Origin of the sequence: Oryzicola mucosus, from assembly GCF_014534685.1 — a bacterium.
GTDB classification, from domain to species: Bacteria; Pseudomonadota; Alphaproteobacteria; order Rhizobiales; family Rhizobiaceae; genus Oryzicola; species Oryzicola mucosus.
The window spans coordinates 14,196-35,064 of record NZ_JACVVX010000010.1 but is presented as its reverse complement, the minus strand read 5'-3'; the positions used below and the strand labels follow the sequence as shown (position 1 = coordinate 35,064).

The 20,869-nt window shown below is 62.2% G+C and carries 21 protein-coding genes; 16 read left to right on the top strand and 5 right to left on the bottom strand.

The window, feature by feature from the left end; genetic code table 11:
- Positions 1 to 467 precede the first annotated feature (467 nt).
- Positions 468 to 1,157, top strand: a complete 690-nt coding sequence (locus tag ICI42_RS24195) for an AraC family transcriptional regulator (protein WP_330999216.1) — start codon at positions 468 to 470, stop codon at positions 1,155 to 1,157.
- Between the two features lie 11 nt (positions 1,158 to 1,168).
- Here ICI42_RS24195 and ICI42_RS21310 read toward each other — a convergent pair whose 3' ends face one another.
- From ICI42_RS21310 to ICI42_RS21295, 4 genes are all read right to left on the bottom strand, one after another.
- Positions 1,169 to 1,873 carry a glutamine amidotransferase gene (locus ICI42_RS21310; RefSeq protein WP_188166627.1) on the bottom strand — a complete coding sequence of 235 codons (705 nt, stop codon included), beginning with the start codon at positions 1,871 to 1,873 and terminating at the stop codon, positions 1,169 to 1,171.
- Positions 1,870 to 2,907, bottom strand: coding sequence for a homoserine dehydrogenase (locus tag ICI42_RS21305; protein ID WP_230980491.1), 1,038 nt, complete (start codon positions 2,905 to 2,907; stop codon positions 1,870 to 1,872). The genes ICI42_RS21310 and ICI42_RS21305 overlap by 4 nt, the downstream gene beginning before the upstream one ends.
- A gap of 182 nt (positions 2,908 to 3,089) precedes the next feature.
- A complete protein-coding gene (locus ICI42_RS21300) occupies positions 3,090 to 3,920 on the bottom strand; it encodes an alpha/beta fold hydrolase (protein WP_188166626.1) in 831 nt (276 codons plus the stop codon).
- A gap of 106 nt (positions 3,921 to 4,026) precedes the next feature.
- On the bottom strand, positions 4,027 to 4,776 hold the full coding sequence (locus tag ICI42_RS21295) for a Gfo/Idh/MocA family protein (protein WP_188166625.1): 750 nt from the start codon (positions 4,774 to 4,776) through the stop codon (positions 4,027 to 4,029).
- A gap of 421 nt (positions 4,777 to 5,197) precedes the next feature.
- On the opposite strand from ICI42_RS21295, the gene ICI42_RS21290 reads away from it, so the two are divergent.
- The 7 genes from ICI42_RS21290 to ICI42_RS21260 are packed head-to-tail and all read left to right on the top strand — an operon-like array spanning position 5,198 to position 11,191.
- The gene (locus tag ICI42_RS21290; RefSeq protein WP_188166624.1) at positions 5,198 to 6,106 is read left to right on the top strand and encodes a PfkB family carbohydrate kinase; all 909 of its coding nucleotides are present in this window, start codon (positions 5,198 to 5,200) and stop codon (positions 6,104 to 6,106) included.
- Entirely contained in the window at positions 6,103 to 7,149 is a 1,047-nt protein-coding gene (locus ICI42_RS21285; RefSeq protein ID WP_188166623.1) for a tagatose 1,6-diphosphate aldolase, read from the top strand. Before ICI42_RS21290 ends, ICI42_RS21285 begins: the two co-directional genes overlap by 4 nt.
- Positions 7,150 to 7,183: 34 nt before the next feature.
- Positions 7,184 to 7,855, top strand: a complete 672-nt coding sequence (locus ICI42_RS21280; RefSeq protein WP_188166622.1) for an amino acid ABC transporter permease — start codon at positions 7,184 to 7,186, stop codon at positions 7,853 to 7,855.
- A gap of 3 nt (positions 7,856 to 7,858) precedes the next feature.
- The gene (locus ICI42_RS21275; protein WP_188166621.1) at positions 7,859 to 8,503 is read left to right on the top strand and encodes an amino acid ABC transporter permease; all 645 of its coding nucleotides are present in this window, start codon (positions 7,859 to 7,861) and stop codon (positions 8,501 to 8,503) included.
- Between the two features lie 26 nt (positions 8,504 to 8,529).
- Entirely contained in the window at positions 8,530 to 9,324 is a 795-nt protein-coding gene (locus ICI42_RS21270) for a transporter substrate-binding domain-containing protein (protein WP_188166620.1), read from the top strand.
- Positions 9,325 to 9,379: 55 nt separating this feature from the next.
- Positions 9,380 to 10,402, top strand: a complete 1,023-nt coding sequence (gene fba / locus ICI42_RS21265; protein ID WP_188166619.1) for a class II fructose-bisphosphate aldolase — start codon at positions 9,380 to 9,382, stop codon at positions 10,400 to 10,402.
- Between the two features lie 27 nt (positions 10,403 to 10,429).
- Positions 10,430 to 11,191, top strand: a complete 762-nt coding sequence (locus tag ICI42_RS21260; protein WP_188166618.1) for an amino acid ABC transporter ATP-binding protein — start codon at positions 10,430 to 10,432, stop codon at positions 11,189 to 11,191.
- Between the two features lie 62 nt (positions 11,192 to 11,253).
- Here the strand turns inward: ICI42_RS21260 and ICI42_RS21255 are convergent, their stop codons facing one another.
- Positions 11,254 to 12,009 (bottom strand): FadR/GntR family transcriptional regulator, encoded by a 756-nt coding sequence (locus tag ICI42_RS21255; protein ID WP_188166617.1) that lies wholly within the window; start codon positions 12,007 to 12,009, stop codon positions 11,254 to 11,256.
- Between the two features lie 422 nt (positions 12,010 to 12,431).
- Here ICI42_RS21255 and ICI42_RS21250 point away from each other — a divergent pair, with 422 nt between their 5' ends.
- From ICI42_RS21250 to ICI42_RS21215, 8 genes are read left to right on the top strand one after another with little or no spacing between them, the layout of a single operon-like run.
- The gene (locus ICI42_RS21250; protein ID WP_330999215.1) at positions 12,432 to 13,949 is read left to right on the top strand and encodes an ABC transporter substrate-binding protein; all 1,518 of its coding nucleotides are present in this window, start codon (positions 12,432 to 12,434) and stop codon (positions 13,947 to 13,949) included.
- A gap of 33 nt (positions 13,950 to 13,982) precedes the next feature.
- On the top strand, positions 13,983 to 14,900 hold the full coding sequence (locus ICI42_RS21245) for an ABC transporter permease (protein ID WP_188166616.1): 918 nt from the start codon (positions 13,983 to 13,985) through the stop codon (positions 14,898 to 14,900).
- A 22-nt stretch (positions 14,901 to 14,922) separates the two neighbouring features.
- Complete coding sequence (locus ICI42_RS21240; protein ID WP_230980490.1) at positions 14,923 to 15,837, top strand: ABC transporter permease; 915 nt, start codon at positions 14,923 to 14,925, stop codon at positions 15,835 to 15,837.
- On the top strand, positions 15,834 to 16,841 hold the full coding sequence (locus ICI42_RS21235) for an ABC transporter ATP-binding protein (protein ID WP_188166614.1): 1,008 nt from the start codon (positions 15,834 to 15,836) through the stop codon (positions 16,839 to 16,841). Before ICI42_RS21240 ends, ICI42_RS21235 begins: the two co-directional genes overlap by 4 nt.
- Complete coding sequence (locus ICI42_RS21230) at positions 16,831 to 17,643, top strand: ATP-binding cassette domain-containing protein (protein ID WP_188166613.1); 813 nt, start codon at positions 16,831 to 16,833, stop codon at positions 17,641 to 17,643. The genes ICI42_RS21235 and ICI42_RS21230 overlap by 11 nt, the downstream gene beginning before the upstream one ends.
- Positions 17,640 to 18,662 carry a 2-hydroxyacid dehydrogenase gene (locus ICI42_RS21225; protein ID WP_188166612.1) on the top strand — a complete coding sequence of 341 codons (1,023 nt, stop codon included), beginning with the start codon at positions 17,640 to 17,642 and terminating at the stop codon, positions 18,660 to 18,662. The genes ICI42_RS21230 and ICI42_RS21225 overlap by 4 nt, the downstream gene beginning before the upstream one ends.
- Positions 18,659 to 19,816 (top strand): mandelate racemase family protein, encoded by a 1,158-nt coding sequence (locus ICI42_RS21220; RefSeq protein ID WP_230980489.1) that lies wholly within the window; start codon positions 18,659 to 18,661, stop codon positions 19,814 to 19,816. The genes ICI42_RS21225 and ICI42_RS21220 overlap by 4 nt, the downstream gene beginning before the upstream one ends.
- A complete protein-coding gene (locus ICI42_RS21215) occupies positions 19,816 to 20,841 on the top strand; it encodes a Gfo/Idh/MocA family protein (protein ID WP_188166611.1) in 1,026 nt (341 codons plus the stop codon). Before ICI42_RS21220 ends, ICI42_RS21215 begins: the two co-directional genes overlap by 1 nt.
- The last annotated feature ends 28 nt before the right edge of the window (positions 20,842 to 20,869 follow it).

Here is a 20,869-nt window from a genome sequence, read left to right as displayed (position 1 = left end):
TCCCCATTGTGGATGGAACGATAGCGTTTCAACCAATAAGCGAGAAGGGGCTGAACTAGCCTTCAACGGGTATTTCTGGATCGTTGCGGTTTGGCCGGACACGAGGATCGCCGCAGTGCGTTTCGCGTGCCACCTGAAGGAAGAATGCTTGCTTTGACCAATTGAGCGCGCGCCGATCGATTCGCGCGGATTGGAGCGTGCGACCGGCTGGCATTGAGGCACTGCAAGACGCATAGGAGACACAGCATGACCGTCCATGCCCATTCGTCATTCGCCCAGTGGCACAGCAACGGTCGACATGCGTCCTACTTGCGTACGTTGAAATCCCCCGGCGGAATTCTCGACCTTCTTAGCGTCCAGCGACCAGCCGGTGACATGTCCCGTCCTGCCCTGCCGGACATCGTCCTGATGGAGGACATGCTTGGCTGCAGTCGTGTAGGGGAGACCTGGGAGGAGGTCGCTTCGATGTGGCGACCGGGAAAGGCACCCTCGCCGTCGCTGCGCCGAATTTCGCGACCACGGTGATCAATGAAGAAAGCCATTGGCTCCGCAGCCTGGCGTTTCCTTTGGCGCAGTGGCAGGGCGTGCTTGACGAAGCCGCCGATGGCCGGTTCTCGTTCGACAGTTCCTGCATCTACGGCCGAGTGTTCGACTCGTCGGCAATCCGATCGGCGTTCCGCAACCTGTGGGCTCTCTGTGAGGACGAGGGGGCGCCGTCGCGCCTGTTGGCGCGGGCCGCAGGCTGCGAGATTCTGGCCGAACTCTGCAGGTTGGGCGGGGCGCCGCTCGGGCCAGTCAAGGGCGGCCTCGCCCTGTGGGCAAAAAGGCGCTGCCTGGAGCTTATGCGGGCGCGGCTTTCGGAAGACATCAGCCTCGACGAACTGGCAGCCGAAGCGCGGCTGTCGCTTTTTCATTTCGCCCGCATGTTCAAGCAGAGCGTCGGTGTGCCGCCTCGGGTCTATCTGACGCGACTGAGGATGGAGAGAACCTGCGAACTCCTCGAGACAACGGATATGTCGGTCACCGAGATCGCGCAGGAGGTGGGATATTCGTCGAACCAGGTGCTGGCCCGGGTGTTCATAAAGCACCAGCGCATGAGCCCGACCGACTACCGTCGGGCGGTGCGCGAGCCGGTGCGTTCCATCGCATTGCGGTGACCGCCGGGAAGCTAGAGCGTCAGGCGCGACAGCCACCCGGCCACAAGGACGGCGCCGGCTCCTTCGAGCGCGCCGGCATGCCGCCCGGCATCGCGGCGCAGCGTGACAGGGTCGATACCTGCCGTGGCCAGTTCATTGGCGTGGCCCAGCAGCCAGTGCTCGAACCGCGCGCCCAGGACTTCCGGGTGGAACTGGAGGCCGAGCACGTTCGGTCCGCGAGCGAAAGCCTGGTTTGCGCAGAGCGGTGTTGATGCGAGGAGCGTGCCGCCTTCCGGCAGGTCAAAGGTATCGCCATGCCAGTGAAGCACGGGCACGTTGCGCAGCGCAGCAAGAGGGTTGGGCGCAGCCGCGTCCGAAAGATCGAGCGCTGACCAGCCGATCTCCTTGGCCGGCCCCGGATAGACGCGCGCACCGAGGGCTGCCGCCATCAGCTGCGCGCCGAGACAGATGCCGAGCGTCGGTCGGTCGGCCGCGAGCCGCGCCCGCAGCAGGTGTATCTCGTCGGTGACGACCGGATAGGCGTCGTGGTCGTAGACGCCGATCGGACCACCCAGAACCACGAGGAGATCGGCGCCGAGAGGATCGAGCGTTGCCGGATCGCGCTCGGCCACATCGATGTATTCGATGTCGTAGCCGGCCTCCCGCAACGGTGCTTCGAAACTGCCAAGGTCCTCGAAGCTGATATGGCGAATGGCCTGCACCGTTTTCTGCGTCATTCCTCGCCTCCCTTGCCGCTAGTGGCCTGGGCCGCTCGTGTCGTCAGGATATGTTCGAGATCCTTGAGCGCGGCGGCAGCTGTGGCGAGAGGCTCGGTTCCCGATCCGATGGCGATTGTCTCGCCCATCGCGTCGGTGGTGATCCGGATCGCCTTGTTCTTTCCCGAAACATGCGCAAGCGGATCGGTTGGCGGGTAGGTCCGGATGCCGACGGTCGCCCGCGTCGCGCGGTCCGTCCGGATGAGGCTCCCGACGAGCTTGGGAACAAGACTCTGCTTTCGCCATGCTTCGATGTCTTGCGCCGTGACCGACTGAATGCCCTCGACGACCAGATCGTCCATCGTTAGGGCGGCGTCGAGGCCGAAATTGGCGATGAGTATGAGCTTGCTGGCGGTGTCCCAGCCCTCTGTATCGTTGCGCGGGTCGGCTTCGGCGAAACCGCCCGCCTGGGCGTGCGCCAGCGCCTCGTCGAAGCCGAGGTTCTGGTTCATCATCGCATCGAGCAGGTAGTTGGTGGTGGCGTTCAGAATGCCCTCGATTTCCAACACCTCGCAGCCTTTCAGGCTGTGATCGAGGAGATCGATCGTCGGCAGCGCGGCTGCCGCTGCGCCACTAAGTTTCAGCAGCGCGCCCGAGGAACGCGCCAGGGCCAGCAACTCCGGTCCGCTGTGGACCAGCGCACCCTTGGATATGACGATGGCATCGCGCCCCGCCGAGAGGGAGGATCGGATATAGGCGAGACCGGGACCTCCGGTTCGAAAATCGCTGGGGCCCGCCTCGATGAGAATGTCGGCGCCGCTCGCCTCGATGAATGCCGGGCCCGACAGGCCCGGCTCGAGCGCATCCAGACGCTCGGCTTCGAGACCGTCCGCGTCGGCCAGTCCGGATCGCGAACCGCATACGGCGACCAGTCGGATTTCGGCTCCATGGACCTGCCGGTAGCGATCGCGGCGTGCGAGGAGGAGATTGGCCGTCGCGCGGCCCACTCCCCCGAAACCGGCGATCGCGACCCTGATGACATTCATGGGTTCCATGCGTTATCTTCCAGCATCGAGCACGGCTTGCCAAAGCTTCCAAGAGCGCCGAACACGCTAGCGGTGAAAGCCGAAACTATCCGACAGTGTATCCTCGCGCCACCGACGGCGAGCAGGGCAGACACGAAAACGCGCTTTCGGCGGTCGCAAACGGTGCGGCCGATCCCGTCGGTGATGCTGTCTCAGGCGCGGATGAAGGCCAGCATGTCCGCGTTCACCACCTCGGGATGCGTGGCGAACAGGCCGTGAGAAAGGCCGGGATAGGTCTTCAGCGTGCCGTCCCTGACGAGCTTTATCGCCTTGTGAGCCGAGTTCTCGATCGGGACGATCTGGTCATCCTCGCCGTGAATGATCAGCACGGGAATGGTGAGTGTCTTCAGATCCTCCGTGAAGTCTGTCTCCGAAAACACTTCGATGCAGTCATGGTGCGCCTTGGCGCCACCACTCATGCCTTGGCGCCACCAATTGTCGATCAGCCCCTGGCTGACCTTCGCGCCCTCGCGGTTGAAGCCATAGAAGGGTCCGCTCGGAAGATCGAGATAGAACTGTGCGCGGTTTGTTTCCAGGGCGGAGCGCAGCCCGTCGAAGACCTCCATCGGAACGCCGTCCGGGTTGGCGTCGGACTGAGCCATCACCGGCGGGATCGCGGCGATCAGAATGGCCTTGGCCACCCGGCCACGCTCGGCGCGGGCCGCATACCGCGTGACTTCACCGCCGCCGGTCGAATGTCCGATATGAACCGCGTCGCGCAAATCGAGCGCCTTGGCGATCTCAGCCACGTCCGCGGCATATGTATCCATGTCGTTGCCCAAGTCGGTCTGGTCGGACCGGCCATGGCCGCGCCTGTCGTGCGCGATCACACGGTAGCCTTCGGACAGGAAGAACAGCATCTGGTTGTCCCAGTCGTCGGCACTGAGCGGCCAGCCATGGTGGAACACGACAGGCTGCGCGTCTTTCGGCCCCAAATCCTTGTAAAAGAGAGTGGTCCCGTCGGATGTTCTGATGGTTGTCATTGCATGTCTCCTTGCAAACCAGCTTGAGCGAATCTTCGAATCGGCCGGGGTCTTGCGCAACCGCGCTCTCACCTGGTTGGAACGCGCCTGCTCTTCACGTGACGTTCTAGCGGGTTGCCGGACGTGCTGCGGTGCGGAAGCTGCTATGCAAATGCCGATCTTGCGGGCCGATTGCCGCAGCAGACAGATTTCTGCCCTGGAACATCGCGTGGCAAGGCGCATGCCATGCCATCGCTCGTAGGAAAGGCCTGTCCGCTTGTCCGACCGGCGCTATCCCTGAAAGTTGAGTGACCGCTCGAACATTGCCGATCCTGCCTGATATGATGAAGTCGCGTATGGTCCGGTGCACCGAATTGTGTCTGAGGTGATGGTTCACCGCCAGCACACGGCCTGCTGCGTCGGCTGCCTCGATCATGCGCCTGGCGTCGTCGAGTTCAACGGCAATGGGCTTTTCACACAGCACATGGCAACCGGCTTCAAGCGCTTCCAAGGTCGTGGCGCAATGCTGGCTGTTGGTGCTCGATATGTAGACCGCATCCGCTAGGGCCGCAGCCTCTTCCAGGCTTGTCGTGGCAAGCGGCACGCTGAAATTCGATGCGAACGTCTCGGCGCGTTTGAGGCTACCCGACTGGACAGCCACGATATTCCCGCCTGCCGACCGGATCGCATGGACCATGCGTTCGCGGGCGATGCTGGAAGCTCCAATCAATGCCCAGCACAAACCCGAAGTCATGGATCGACCGTCGAGAACGTAATTTCCATGCGATGGTCGTAAGTCTCTCCGGGGCGCAGGACCGAAGAGGGGAAACGCGGCTCGTTGGGCGCGCGTTGGGGAAATTCTGCGTTTCAAGCGCAAAGCCGGTTTCCGCAGCCGTGACACGGTACGCCTCGACGGGCATGCCATCGATATAGCCCGAGGTCGTTTGCCGGATCGTGTTGGCTGTCACTGTTGGCTCCTCCGCATGTCGGGCAGTCTGGAAGTCACCAGACCGATCGCCGATCATACCGCGATCCGCGACTGCCATTTGGATCATGTGCAACCGCAGCCATCCATCCTCGCCTTGAAAACCGGGCAGACTGAGACTTGGAAATTTACTTGTAAGTTTTATTGACTACATGTCAAGCAGCGGCTAAGGTCCCGCTAAATTCACAAGGGCCAAAAAAGAGCCTGCGGAGGATTACCAAAAAAACCAATGTGAACTCGCTTCGAAGCTGGGGGCGGGAGCGCTCAGGGTTTGCCCGAATTTGGCGGCCCGTGAGTCTTGGAGACGTGCCTGATGTCCACCCGCCGTATCGTTACATTGGGAAACGCATTCCTCGATACGATCGTCTATTTGCCGGTTCTGCCCACCGCGCCGACGAAAATCCGCGCAATCGATGTGCGCCGTACGGGCGGCGGAATTGCCGCGACGGCCGCCTACACAACCGCTGCACTGGGCGCTGACACGGTCTATTGGGGCCGCCTGGGCCAGGACGAAACAGGCGACCAGATCCTTGCGCGGCTCAATGCGGCCGGCGTGGATGTGAGCTCCGTTCGCAGGGTGGAGGGTGGTATCAGCCCGATCGGTACCGTCCTGGTATCGCCCGATGGAGACCGGATGGCCTTCGGCTTCATCGGCAAAGACCTTGGCAATGAAGCCGATTGGCTGCCGCTCGAACGGCTCGACGGCGTCGATGGCGTGCTCGCTGACTATAGCTGGTGGGAAGGCGCGGCTGCTATTTTCACGGCCGCGCGGAACCGTGGCATCGTCTCCGTCCTGGATGCCGATGTCGGGGACATGGATGCCGTCCACAAGCTCTTGCAATTGCCCGACCACATCGTCTTTTCGGCAGCCTGCCTGGAACGTCTTTCCGGCACCGCCGACGTCGATGCCGGCTTGCGTCATGCGCGTGGCATCTGCAGTGGCGTCGTTGCCGTCACCGATGGCGAACGTGGCTTCTTCTGGCTCGACGGTGACGAGGTGCGCAACGTGCCGGCTTTTCCGGTGAGAGCCATCGATACCAATGGCGCGGGTGATATTTTCCACGGCGCCTACACGCTCGGCCTCGCCGAGGGCTTGGACGTCGAAGGCGCTGCCCGCTTTGCCGGTGCGACCGCCGCCCTCAAATGCGCGCGTGGCAGCGGCTGGGAGAGCATTCCCAACCGCGCCGCGGTTAACGCCCTGCTGAACGGGAGCCACACATGAACATCACCCCTGGAAAGTTGTGGGGATTGCGTCGCCTTGCCGACGATGCCGGCCGCTTCAAGATGCTGGCGATGGACCAGACCGGGCCGATCGTCAACCCAATCAAAGCGGCTTTGAAGCTCGACCACGCACCTTATTCCGATGTTGCCGCCGTCAAGCGGATGCTGGGCAAATATCTCGCCTCCAAGGCCTCAGCTGTGCTGATCGATCCGCCGCTTGGATATGCCGCGGCGGTGGAAGGGATTTCACCGCGCAAGGGCCTTTTGGTGGCCACCGAATGGGCGACCTGGGAAGTGACGCCCACGGGGCGCAAGTCGCAGAATATTCCCGGCTGGAATCCCGCCGTAATCCGCAAGGTCGGCGGAGACGGCGTGAAGGTCAATCTTTGGTTCCGCTGCGATGTCAGCCAAGACGTCAAGGAGCATCAGCTCGCCTATCTCGAAAGCATCAAGCAAGCCTGCCGCGACCAAGACATCCCCTTCGTCCTTGAGTTTCTGGTCTATCCCTTCCCGGACGAGACCGCCGAGGGGTTTTCCGCGCGCCGGGTCGAACTGGTTCTGCAGTCGCTTGCCGATCCCGATGTGATGAACCCTGACGGCGTCGACGTCTACAAGCTCGAGCCGCCGACGGAAACGACTGATGTGCCCGATCCGGACGGGCCGCACGCAGCACAGGTTCAGGCGCGGTTCGACAAGATGGCGAACGGCATCGACCGTCCTTGGGTGTTGTTAAGCGCCGGATCGACGCCGGAGGATTTCCTGCGGCTTCTCACTTACGCCTTCAGGTCGGGCGCCAATGGATATCTCGCAGGTCGTGCGATCTGGTCGCAAGCATTTTCCAACTTTCCGGATATGTCGGCGATGGAACACGCCCTGGCCGAGAGTGCTCCGGCTATCATGGACAAGCTCAATGCGTTGACCGACCGGTTCGCCACGCCATGGATGGATCATGTGTGCTGGCAGGGCGACGTCGCGATGTCCCCGTCAGGCGAAGATTTCGCGTCCCACTATGCGCAGTTCGCGCAACCGCGAGCGTTCGGATGATCCCTCCATTCGTTCAAGCCGGAGAGTTGTTCCTTTGAACTATCTCGATTTCACCGGTGTCCTTTCCCGCAGCGACCTGCTGCTGAACGGACTCGTGCTGACCGCGCAGATTTCGGTCGCCGCGATGGTGATTGCGCTCGTCATCGCAGTGGTGGCGGCGACCCTTTCGCTGAACGAACGCCGTGTGGTGCGGCTTCCGGTGCTTGCCTATGTCGAGGTCATCAGGAATACCCCCTTCATCGTACAGGTTTTCCTGATTTATTTCGGCCTGCCGGCGCTTGGCCTTCGACTCGAGCCGATCACGGCTGCCATTGTCGCTATGTCGATCTATGGCGGCGCCTACTGCAGCGAAATCATCCGCGCCGGCATCCAGGGTATCGCCAAAGGGCAGATCGAAGCCGGGCGCGCGCTCGGCATGTCGCCGCTGACGATCTTCCGCCACATCGTGCTCAAACCGGCCGTTGCTTCGGTATTTCCGTCGCTGGTCGCGCAATTCATCCTGCTGCTTTTGTCGTCGAGCGTGGTGTCCGCTATCTCGGTGCCGGAACTGACAGGTACGGGCAACGACATCCAGGGTCTTACCCTGCGCAACATGGAAATCTACCTCGTCATCGCGGTGATCTATGTCGCTCTCGTCGCTATCCTCAAGGGCTCCATGACGGTGCTGGAGCGCGTCCTTTTTCCCTTCAAGTTCCTGAGGCGCTGAGTGATGTTCCAGCAATACAGCCTCGCTCATGTCCAGTTCATGCTCACCGGCCTCGGCTGGACGGTGACGCTCGCGCTGATTGCGCTTGTGGGTGGTTCGATCGCCGGTTCGGTGCTGACGCTGATGCGCGTTTCCTCGAATGCGATTCTGAGCCGCATCGCACAGTTCTACATCTTCGTCGTGCAAGGCACGCCGCTGCTGGTCACTTTGTTCATCGCCTATTTCGGCGCGAGCTATGTCGGCTTTGCCGTGCAGCCGCTGGTCGCCATCGCGGTGGCGTTTTCCTTCTATGCGGCCGCCTTCCTGGGCGACATCTGGCGTGGGGCGATTCAGTCCGTCCCCGGCGGCCAGCATGAGGGCGCGCATGCGTTGGGCCTCAGCCGGGTCGCCGCCATGCGTTACATCATCATTCCGCAGGCGATCCGCATCGCAACGCCGCCGACGGTCGGCTTCTTCGTGCAGCTCATCAAGAATACGTCGCTTGCATCCGTAGTCGGCATCGTCGAGCTCACGCGCACCGCACAGATCGTCAGCAACGCCACCTTCAAGCCGCTCGAGGTCTATCTGACAGCCGCGCTGTTCTATTTCCTCGTCTGCTTTCCCATCACGCTGTTCAGCCGCCGGCTGGAAAAGCGCTTGAACGTCTGAACCATTTTCAACGGAGGAGAATACCAATGCTTAGATTCGTTAGAGGTCTTGTGGTGGGTGCCGCCGCCACGCTGCTCATATCGTCCGCGGCGATGGCCCAGCAGGCCGGAAGCACATTGGATACGATCATCCAGCGCGGCAAGATCGTCGTTGGCATCTCGCTATCCACACCGCCTTACGGCATGACCGATGCCAGCATGAAGCCGTCCGGCTTCGATGTCGCGGTGGCCAACCTGATCGCGCGCGATCTGGGCGTGCAACTCGAGATCGTCGACCAGGTGTCGCAGGCACGCATTCCCAACCTGACCAGCAACAAGGTCGATATCGTCGTGTCCTCGCTCGGCATTACGGCTGAACGTGCCAAGGCGATCATGTACACCAACTCGATCTATGTCGACGAGCAGATGGTCATCGCCCCTGCGGGCACCCAGATTGCATCGCTGCAGGATCTCGTTGGCAAGCGCGTGGGCGTCACCCGCTCCACCACCAACGACACCATCATTACCGAGAAAGCCGTCGAAGGCACCAATATCCAGCGCTTCGACGACGATGCCGCAACCAATCAGGCGTTGTTCTCCGGACAAGTCGATGCCATCGTTTCGGGTGTCGCGGCAGCCAACGCCATCAACGCGCAGACCGACCAATTCCAGCGCAAGTTTGCAGTCCGCCAGTCTCCCATGGGCATCGGTGTTCGCCGCGGCGATTTCGATCTCCGTCAGTGGCTGAACACCGAAATCATGCTGCTGTGGAATTCCGGCGAACTGCAGGCTGCGCAGAAAGAATGGCTCGGCGTCGTCAACAAGGAATTGCCGCGCTTCTAATGTCGTCCAGGCCTCGCATCGGTTGCGGGGCCTTACTCACCATAAAGGTCCGATCATGTCCCGCATCACTCTTCGCCAGCTTCTCGACCATGCCGCCGAGCACCAATATGGCGTACCAGCTTTCAGCGTCACCAACATGGAGCAGATGCTCGCCGTCATGACCGCCGCGGAGGCCGTTGACGCGCCCGTGATCCTGCAGGTCGGCACCAAGGCGCGCGGCTATGCCGGTGACGTCATGATCGAACACCTGTTCGCCGCACTGGAGACGATGTACCCGCACATTCCAATGGTGGTACACCAGGACCATGGCAACAGCGAAGCCACCTGTGCCACGGCCTTGCAGCACAAATTCACCTCGGTGATGATGGACGGCTCGCTTTTGGCCGATGCGAAGATGCCGTCGGACTACGATTACAATGTTGATGTCACCTCGACCGTATCGCGCATGGCGCATTGGATGGGCGCATCGGTGGAAGGCGAAATCGGCGTGCTGGGCAAGCTCGAGTCCCGCAATGACGAGCGCATGCTGACCGATCCCGACCAGGCTGTCGAATTCGTCAAGGCCACCAAGGTCGACGCGCTGGCCATCGCCATGGGCACCTCGCACGGCGCCTACAAGTTCAGCCGTAAGCCCGACGGCGACGTGCTCGCCATGGACCGACTGGAGGAAATCCACCGCCGGCTGCCCGAAACGCATCTTGTGATGCACGGATCGTCTTCCGTGCCGCAGGAACTGCAGGATGTGATGAACAAATACGGTGCCGATATCAAGCAGACATGGGGCGTACCGATCGAGGAAATCCAGCGCGGTATCAAACACGGCGTGCGCAAGGTGAATATCGACACCGACAACCGCATGGCGCTGATCGGCCAGATACGCCGGGTGATGCATGAAGACCCCAAGGAATTCGACATCCGTAACATGATGAAGCCGGGCATGGATGCAATTACCAAACTGTGCAGGCAGCGGCTCGAAGAGTTCGGCACGGCCGGCAACGCGGCAAAGATCAAGGTCATTCCTATGGCCGATATGGCCAAGCGGTACGCTTCGGGCGAACTCGACCCCAAGATCGTTTGAGGCGTTCGGCTAAAACGGAGACAGCATATGAGCTCGATTGAACGCACGGCCGCGGGTATTTCGGTGGTGCGGGCCAGCCAGGTCTGCAAATATTACGGTGGGTTTCAGGCGCTCGACCACATTGATCTCAACGTCGAGAAGGGCGAGACCATCGTTGTCTGCGGACCTTCCGGTTCAGGCAAATCGACGCTGATACGCTGTCTCAACGCGCTTGAGCGCCATCAATCCGGAAAGCTCACGGTGTGCGGCGTCGAGGTGAACGACAGCAGACAATCCGTCGATGCCGTCCGCCGCAAGACAGGCATGGTGTTCCAGAACTTCAATCTGTTTCCGCACATGACCGTCATCGAAAACTGCATGATAGCGCCGATGAAGGTGAGGGGAATGTCGCGCGATCAGGCGCGGGCGACGGCGGAGCGCTTCCTGGCGCGCGTCCATATTCCCGAACAGGCCGACAAATATCCGGCGCAACTTTCCGGCGGGCAGCAGCAGCGCGTGGCAATCGCCCGCGCTCTGTCGATGAGCCCGGAACTGATGCTTTTCGACGAGCCGACCTCGGCGCTCGACCCCGAGATGGTGCGCGAAGTTCTCGACACAATGGTGGAACTGGCCAAGGAGGGCTCCACCATGATCTGCGTGACCCACGAAATGAATTTCGCCCGTCAGGTTGCCGATCGGGTTATTTTCATGGACCGGGGAAGCATCGTCGAATCCGGCGCTCCCGAAGCATTTTTCGCCAGGCCGGAAACCGAACGGGCAAGAGAATTTCTCGCACAAATCTTGAATTGATTTTGCGTTGTCCGCGTTGCTGGCTTGAGGCATGCGGAGCTCGTTGAGCCGAGCGCGTGCTTCTACCCCCTCGCGCGTGGAGCTATGTCCAGTGCCTGGCTGTTTTCCAGATGTCGCGCGTCGAGAACCGCGGCTCTCGCCTGCATGAGGTGATATTTCATGTAGCTTGCCGCTGCGTCGCTGTCTTCGGCGGCGATGGCGTCGAGAATTCGGGTATGCTCCTCGATGATGCGCAAGCGACGGCCTGGCGAGCGTTCTCGGGCCAACTCAAGCCCGATATTCATCGTTTCGGTCACCGGTTGCCTGAGGTCGTTGAGCAGATCACAAAAATACTCGTTGCCTGCCGCCCGCGCCACCGCATCGTGAAACTCGATATCCTGTTCCTGTCCGCGCTGGCCGGAGGCAATTGCCACCCGCAGGGCCTCGATGGCCGCATGCGCCCGGTCGAGGTCGGCGCGGGTCCGCCGTTGGGCCGCGAGCCGGGCGGCTTCGACCTCCAGCACGATTCTCGGTTCGAACGAGCGGAGATAACTGGACAACTCGGACGTTTTGGCCAGTTCTGTCAGGCGGCTCGACGGACGGGTCGAGACGAACGTGCCGATGCCGCGCCGGGACTGAATCAACCCGTCCGTCGTCAGGCGCAGAAGGGCTTCACGCACTACCGGACGCGATACCGCGAAACTGTGCGAGAGTTCGGCTTCGGAGGGCAGCTTATCTCCTGAAGTAAATCTGCCGGCGGTGATTTCATCGAGTATCTGGCCATAGACCGTGTCGGCCAGACGTTCCTTGCGCGCGGGCTTAAGCGTGGAGTTCTGCATGGTCGAAGTCTATCGCGAACGCGGCATCGCGACAATCGAAAGCAGCGTTTTCCGCTCATCTTCTCCCGCTGAAGCTCGACCTTGTCCATGACAAAAAAGGAGCAAGACAGCTCTCTCCTGAAGCCGCGCTGCACATCGAGTGTTGGAGGGGGAAGTAGCAGTGCTTGCGATGGGGGGTCTCCGCTCACCGTCGACGACAGCTCAAGTGGTCATCAGGTACGACGTTGTTTCGAACTGCTGCGGCAGCATGCGGGAGTGGGCCTCATCAGATATGCCATCCAACATATATTATCTAAAAACACATATTGAATGATTGATAATATGAATATTGACGTTTGATGCTGGCGGTGTATAAGTTTCCGGACTGCCAGCGACAGCTAATTCTGACGCAGCGGCGGCTGAGAATTCGGGAGGAAAACTTAGTGACAAATTATGTGAAGCGCGTCCCCGCGCTCAAGACGCTCATGCTGTCCGCTGCCATGACGGTGGTGGGAGGAGCCGCCCTCGCTGCCGAGGGTTCAATCGTGCTGGTTCTGCCTTCGGAGCCGACTTCCGTCGACGCCTGCGATGACAGCACCAACGCCAATGCGCGCGTGCTGCGCGGCAATGTCGTGGAGGGTTTGACCCGACTCGACCCAAAGACCGGTCAGGTCGAGCCCTTGCTGGCAACCGAATGGAAGCGCGTCGACGACAAAACCTGGCTGTTCACGCTGCGGCCAGACGTGAAGTTCCACGATGGCGCGTCGCTGAACGCCGAGGCTGTTGCCTTCGGCATCAATCGCTCGATGAACGCGGATCTGGTCTGCCAGACCTTATCGCTGTTTAAGACCAAGACCACCGCTTCCATCGAAAGCGACATGGTGGTGAAGATCGTCACCGAGGATGCCGATCCCATCCTGCCGGCGCGCATCGCCTATATCGACCTGCCGTCGCCTGCGACGCCGCCGGCGGCGAAAACCGATACGCCGATCGGCACCGGGCCATTCAAATTCGCCGGCCGCGACATTGGCCAGTCCATCACGCTCGCCGCCAACGAAACCTATTGGGACGGCGCGCCGGATTTTGCCGAAGCCAAATATGTCTGGCGTTCCGAACCGACGATCCGCGCCAGCATGATCAAGGCTGGCGAAGCCGATATAGCCATCGACATTCCTTTCCATGAGGCCGAGGGGCTTCCCAACGCTCAGGAATATGCCACCAACAGCGTCTTCTTCCTGCGGCCAATGCTGCGCAAGCCGCCGCTAGACGATCTGCGCGTCCGCCAAGCGGTCAACGCGGCCATCGATAAGGACACACTGACCGAGGTTCTGATGGACCATTCGGGCGTACCGGCCCAGCAGCTGGTGAGCCCGTTGATCAACGGCAACATTCCGGATTTCGCCGGCACTGCCTACGATCTCGATAGGGCGAAGGCGCTGATTGCCGAAGCCAAGGCGGCGGGCGTGGCCGTCGATACGCCGATCGAACTCATCGCCCGCAGCGATCTGTTCTCCGGCATCAACGAAGTCTCGCAGGCGATCCAGCAGATGCTGCAGGAAGCCGGTTTGAAAGTTAACCTCAAGCCGGTCGACTCCGCGGCCTGGAGCCCATGGGCCCGCAAGCCGGATTCGCTTGAGCAGCCGGCGAACCTGTTGACTGTCACCCATGACAACATCTCGGGCGACGCTTCGCTGTCCTTCCCGAACTACTTCAGCAGCGGTGGACGGCTCAGCATGGCCAACGATACTGCGCTGGATGAGAAGCTGGCGAAGGCCGCAACCCTTGTCGGCGACGAACGGACGGCAGCCTATCGCGACATTGCGAAGGCGGCGTATGGCGAGGAGATCATTATCCCGGTCGCGGCATTGCAGAGCCGGCTCCTGACCTCCGACAAGGTATCCTACGAGGCCAACGGCTTCACCGACATCGAACTGCATCTGGCGGACGTGAAGAAGAAGTAAGCCGCCATTTCCGCAAGCTTGCCGCAGGTCGCCATGTTAAAGTTCTTGAGCGTGAGGCTGACGACGAGTCTGATCGCCCTGACGGGAGTGATGGTCATCGTCTTCTTTCTCGCAAGGCTGACGGGAAGTCCCGCTTCCCTCTACCTTCCCGTCGATGCGACCGATGCCATGGTCGAGGCATTCAATCGCCAGAACGGCCTCGACAAGCCGCTGGTCTCCCAGTTCGTGGATTTCGTCGCTAATGCGCTGCGGCTGGATTTCGGCCAGTCGATAGCCCAGCAGCGGCCGGCGGCGACGGCGGTTTTATCGGCCATGCCGCAGACCATCCTTCTGGCGGCCATCGCCATGGGGCTCACGCTTCTGCTCGCGATTCCGCTCGGAACCTTCGCCGCACTTAGTCCCAACAGCACGCTCGACCGGGGTATCACGCTGTTTTCGTTGTTCACCGCGAGCATTCCGGATTTCTGGTTCGCGCTTGTCTGCGTGCTGGTTTTTTCGGTCAGCCTGGGCCTGCTGCCGACCTCGGGGCAGGGGGGGCTGTCGTCCTGGGTGCTGCCGGTCGCCACCGTCATGCTGCATCCGGTCGGCGTCATCACCCAGGTGGTGCGCGGCGCCATGCTGGAAACGCTCAATGCCGGCTATGTGCAGAACGCCCGGGCGCGCGGCTATTCCTGGCGGCGGCTGGCGTTCCGGCATGCGCTGCGCAATGCCGCTCTGCCGATCATCACGGTGGCGGGCGACCGCGCGGGCGGCATGGTCAACGGGGCAGTGATCGTGTCCGCCGTGTTCGCCTGGCCCGGCATCGGCAAGGTTCTGGTCGATGCCGTCTACAACCGCGACTTCGCGGTGATCCAGGCCGGCGTCTTTGTCGTCGGCATCGCTGTCATCCTGCTCAACATCCTCGTCGACCTCGTCTATGCGGCGGCCGACCCTCGCATCAGGGTCTCCTGACATGGCCGCGCGGACCCTTTCGTTGACCCCTCCACGTCGCCGGCTCGCTGCGGACAGCCGCCTCGCCCTGCTGTTGCGTTCGCCTGTAGCGCTTCTGTCGGCTTTGGTCCTCATCTTCCTGCTGCTTGTGGCCATCATCGGCGCGCCGCTGCTGCAGGACCTCGCCAACACGCAGAATTTGCGGTTGCGTTTCTTTCGCCCGTTCAGTCTCGAACGCGGCTGGGCCTATGTGCTCGGCGCTGACGCGCTTGGACGCCCCATGTTGGCGCAGTTGATCGTCGGTGCACGGACCAGCTTCTTGGTGGCCGGCGCGACCGTGGCGCTGGCCGCTACCATTGGCACCACGTTGGGCATGGTCAGCGGCTATATAGGTGGAGTCGTGGATGCCGCGCTGATGCGCATTAGCGACATCATCGTGACCGTTCCATCGCTCCTCCTGGCGCTGTCGGTGCTATTCGTGCTCGAACCCAGCATACTCAACCTCATCCTGGTTCTGGCGGTGGCGCGGCTGCCGATCTATCTGCGTGTGTCCCGTGCCCAGACGCTGGAAATCCGCGAACGGGTCTTCGTAGAAGCCTCCCGTGCGCTGGGCAAGGGTACAAGCAGCATCCTCTGGCGTGACATCCGCCCGCTTGTCGTACCCACGGTCATGACGGTCGCCATGCTCGAAATCGCCAGCGTGATGCTGGCGGCTGCCGGATTGAGCTTCCTCGGCGTCGGCCTGCAACGGCCCGATGTCGACTGGGGTACCATCGTTTCGGAAGGCCGCGAATATCTGACGCGGGCCTGGTGGGCGACGGTGTTTCCGGGCCTCGCAATTCTCGTAACCGCACTGGCCGCGAACCTCCTGTCCAACTGGATGCGCGCCAGCGGCGACCCGCTGCAGGCGGCTGCTATGGGGGTCACCGCGTCCCGCGAGGAGGCTGCGCGGCCATGACCACCGAAATCCTCAAACGCCCCGCCGGTGAGACGTCGGCGAGACCGCTTCTTTCGATCGCCGGACTGCGTGTGCGCTACGGGCGCACCCATGCGGTACGTGGCATCGACCTCGACATCATGCCCGGCGAGAGTGTCGCAATCTTGGGTGAATCCGGTTCCGGCAAGAGTGTCACCGGCAAGGCGGTGATGGGGCTGATCAATCCGCCCGGCAAAGTCGCGGGATCGGTCGAGTTCGACGGCATGCAACTTGTCGGACGCAGCGAGGCCTCTCTGCGCGCCGTTCGGGGACCGGGCATCGCCATGGTCTTCCAGGACTCGCTCGATGCGCTCAACCCGGTCTTCTCGATCGGTAGCCAGATCATCGAGATATTCACCGTAAGGCTCAGCTGGTCGGGGCAGCAGGCGCGTGAGGAAGCGATACGGCTGATGCTGCAGGTTGGCATCGTCAATCCGGAAAGCCGCCTGGATGACTATCCGCATCAATTTTCCGGCGGCATGCGCCAGCGCATCTGCATCGCCATGGCGATTGCGCTGAAGCCGCGCCTGCTCATTGCCGACGAGCCGACGACCGCGCTCGACGTCACGGTCCAGGCGGGCATTCTCAAGCTGATCAGCCAGTTGCAGCGCGACAGCGGCATGGCGCTGCTGTTCGTCACGCACGATCTCGCGGTCGCCCGTCAGGTCGCCCGCAAGCTGGTGGTGATGTATGCGGGGCGCGTCGTGGAGCGCGGACCGATCGACGACGTTTTCCACCGTCCAGCGCACCCCTATACACGCGCCTTGCTGGGCTCTAATCCCGGGTCGGTGAAGCACTGGTCCGAGCTCAAGCCGATTGCCGGCAATCCGCCCGACAAGTCGGCGGTGTTCACGGGCTGTGCCTTTGCGCCGCGCTGCCCGCGCGCTGTGCGCATGTGCAGCGAACGCGAGCCCGACTTCGTCACCGTCGCGGATGGCCGGCAAAGCCGCTGCCACTTCGCGCAGGAGATGTTCGATGGCCGCTGACACCAAAGTGGCCGTCACCTCCGTTTTGAAGGTCGAGAAGCTGACAAAGCATTTCGGGCAGGTGACCGCGCTCAATGCCATCGACTTCGAGGTGGCGGAAGGCGAAATCCTGGCCGTGGTCGGCGAATCCGGTTCGGGCAAGTCGACGCTGGCGCGTACCATCCTGCGCCTGCTCGATGCGAGCTCCGGCCGCATTCTGTATCGTGGCAAGGACCTGCTTGGCCTAACGGCAGCCGAGATGCGCGCCACTCGCCGTCATATCCAGATGATCTTCCAGGATCCCTACGCCTCGCTGCATCCGCGCCGCACGGTATTCGAACTCGTCTCCGAACCCTGGCGGGTGCATTCCTCGGTCGCCCCGCGCCGCGAATGGCCGCAGCGGGTGGCCGCTCTTCTCGAACAGGTCGGGTTGCCGCAGGCCTATGCGTCGCTATATCCGGCGCGGTTGTCGGGCGGCGAGCGCCAGCGTGTTGCGATTGCGCGCGCGCTCGCCTTGCGGCCGGACCTGCTGATCCTCGACGAGCCGGTCTCGGCGCTTGATGTGTCGATCCAAGCTCAGGTCATAAAGCTTCTGATGACGCTCCAACAGGAGATCGGCTTCACCAGCATCTTCATCTCGCACGATCTGGCGCTGGTGCGGCTGATTGCCGACAAGGTGATCGTCATGAACCGGGGCAGGATCGTCGAGCAGGGGCCAACGCAGGCCATCTTTGCCAATCCTCGCGACGACTATACGCGGCTTCTGCTTGCCTCCTCGCCGGAGCTTGTCGGAGAAACGGCGACGAAGGAACAGGAGGCATGACGATGCGGGTTTTGGTCGACTGGGATATCCCGCCCGAGGAACGCGCGGTGATCGAGACGTGGCCGAAGGAGGTCGAAATCATCGAGGGCGGCAGTCGCCTCGACCAGGCGGCCAAGCTGAAGCTTGCGCCGCGGATCGACATCCACACCGGCCTGATGCGCACCGTCACCCGACCCTATCTGGAAGCGGCAACCGGTCTCAAGCTGGTGAACCTGACCGGACACGGCGTTGACCTTCTCTTGCGCGACGGCATCCCCGATCTGATGGCCGAACGCTCGATCAAGATTGCCACCGCCGACAGCGGCGACATAGCGATTGCCGAACATGCCATCATGGCGATGATCATGCTGTCGCGGCAGGTCCTGCGCGCGCATGAAACGCTGGTGGCGCATGGCCGCTGGGAAGGCAGGCGAGGACCGGAGCTTTACGGTTCGACCCTCTGCATCGTCGGTTACGGCAGCATCGGCCAGGCGACGGCGCTGCGAGCCGAGGCTTTCGGTATGCGTGTCGGCATTGTCACGCGCAATCCCGACAGCTACGGCGACCGGCCGCATGCACGCGCCTTCGCCTATGGATACAAGGACATCGATTCAGCGCTCGCACAGGCCGACTATGTGCTGATCACCGCGCCGCTGACGGGAACGACACAAGGCCTGATCGACGTCAATCGGCTGGCGGCGATGAAGCGGGGAAGTTATCTCGTCAGCATCACGCGCGGTCCGCTGATCGTCGAGCGCGATCTGTTCGCCGCCCTCATGAACGGGCATCTGGCGGGTGCCGCGATGGATTGCTGGTGGCACGAAGAGGAAGACGGGTCTGGCCGCGACGGCTATCCGGCCGACCTGCCGTTCCATCAGTTCAACATGCTGATGACCCCGCATTTCTCGGGCACTACCTTCGGTACGCGCCAGCGCGCTCTGAAGCTCATCGGCGACAACATCGGCAGGCTTTTGCGCGGCGAGGCGCTGCGCAACCAGGTCGCCCACGACGATCTCAAGAAAATGGCAGCAGGCAAATGATCGCAGACAGGGACATGGAGATCACGCGGCTCGGCGTGCGTGTGTTCACCTACACATCCTTCATCCGCCGTGGCTTCGGCCATTCGCACCCTGGTCCGCCCAACGAGGCGCGGCAGACGCTCTTTGAGATCGAAACCCGCGGCGGCGCCAAGGGTTATGCCTTCGGCGTGCCGGCGGATCTGGTGGAGCGAACCCTGAAGCCGATGCTGATCGGCGAAAACGCGCTTTACCGCGAAAAAATCTGGCAGAAGCTTTCGGAACTGCAGCGCGGCAACGGCTCGACCTTGTCGGACGCGCATATGGCGCTGGTCGACGTCGCGCTGTGGGACCTTGCCGGGCACGCTGTGGGCCTGCCGGTGCAGAAGCTCCTCGGCGCCTTTCGAGACAAGATTCCGGCCTATGCCAGCACCATGTGCGGCGATGCCGACCTCAAGGGTGGCCTGACCTGCCCTGAGGCCTATGCCGACTTCGCCGAGCAGTGCAAGGAAGAGGGCTATACGGCCTTCAAGATGCATCCATGGATGCCGCCGGTTCCCGGCGCGCCATCGGTCGACCGCGACATCGAGATGTGCGTGGCTGTCCGCAAGCGCGTCGGCGATGGCATGCATCTGATGCTCGATCCCTATCACCAGTACAGCCGGCAAGAGGCCAAGAAGATCGGCCGCGCCATCGAGGAGCTCGGTTTTCTCTGGATGGAGGAACCGATGCGCGAGGCGAGCGTGAGTTCCTACACATGGCTGTGCAACGAACTCGATCTCGACATTTGCGGGCCGGAAACAGCGCCTGGGCAGATATGGACGCGCGCCGAATGGGTGAAAGCAGGAGCCTGCGATATCCTCCGCACCGGGGTTCTCGATGTCGGCGGCATCACGCCTATGATGAAGACCATACACCTGGCCGAAGCGCATGGCATGTCGATCGAACTGCACCAGAACGGCGCCGCGACGCTCCAGGCACTGGGCGCAATGCAGATTCCAGGCCGTTTCTTCGAGCGCGGCCTGCTGCACCCGCTGATCGACTACACCAAGCGCACCCCTTGGCTCGCCACGCTGGAGGACCCGATGGACAAGGACGGTTTTGTCCACGTGCCCACCGGCCCCGGCATCGGCTGGGACATCGACTGGGACTTCATCGCCGCCAATGAGGTTAATTGATGCGCGTCGGGATCATCGGCACCTCGTTCGGAGAATCGCGCTGCTTGATGGTGCATGAACTGCCGGGTGCGACGCTCGTGGCGGTCTGCGGCCGCGATGCGCAGCGTACGCAAGCGGTGGCCGAGCGGTATGGCGCCGCTGCCGAAACCGACTATCGGGCGCTGATCGCGCGTGATGACATCGATGTCGTCGGCGTCTACACCTCGACCGACCTGCACAGCGAAATCGCGATTGCCGCAGCCAAGGCGGGCAAGCATGTCATCGTCAGCAAGCCGACTGCGGTGACCGTCGAAGCCGGCGAGGCGATGCTGGCGGCGGCCGACGCGGCCGGTGTCGAACTGGTGGTGGAATTCGACACGCGCTACCAGGAAGCGCCATACAGCATCTACAAGGCCATTGCCGAGGGCCGGTTGGGGCGCCTGATCCAGGGCGATTACATCAACAAATGCCATCGTGCCCAGAGCTACTACGATGAGGGCTCGGGCTGGCGAGGCATAGCGAGCCAGGGCGGCGGCTGCCTTCTCAACCAAGGCGTCCATCCCATCGATCATTTGCTGTGGTATCAAGGGCCGGTGGAAAGTGTCTTTTCGATCAGCGCCACGCTTGCGCACGACATGGATGCGGAGGATGTGACGAGTGCCGTGCTGCGGTTCCGCAACGGCTCTTTCGCCACCTTGAGCGTGACCACGACGTTTCCGAGCGAACGGCCAAACGGCCGCTACGGCGGTGCGACGATCAAGCGTGCGCAGATTCATGGAGAGACCGGCAGCGCCACGGTAGAAGGCAACGGCATCACCGGTTGGAAGGTGCCTGACATCGCCGATCACGCGCCGATTCCGGACCAGCCGCCGCGCAACGTGTTCGAGGATATGACGCTCAGCTTGGCCGATCCGTCCCGCGTGTCGCACACACTGGTCAAGGGCGTGAAAGCGCTGGAAAGCGTCTATGTGACCGCCGCGTTGCGGCAGTCGAGCCAGTCGGGCCTGTTTACAGCAGTCAGCCAGGCGTCTGGCCGCTACGCTTGATGCGTGTTCAGGTGCCGCCCTCGTGCAG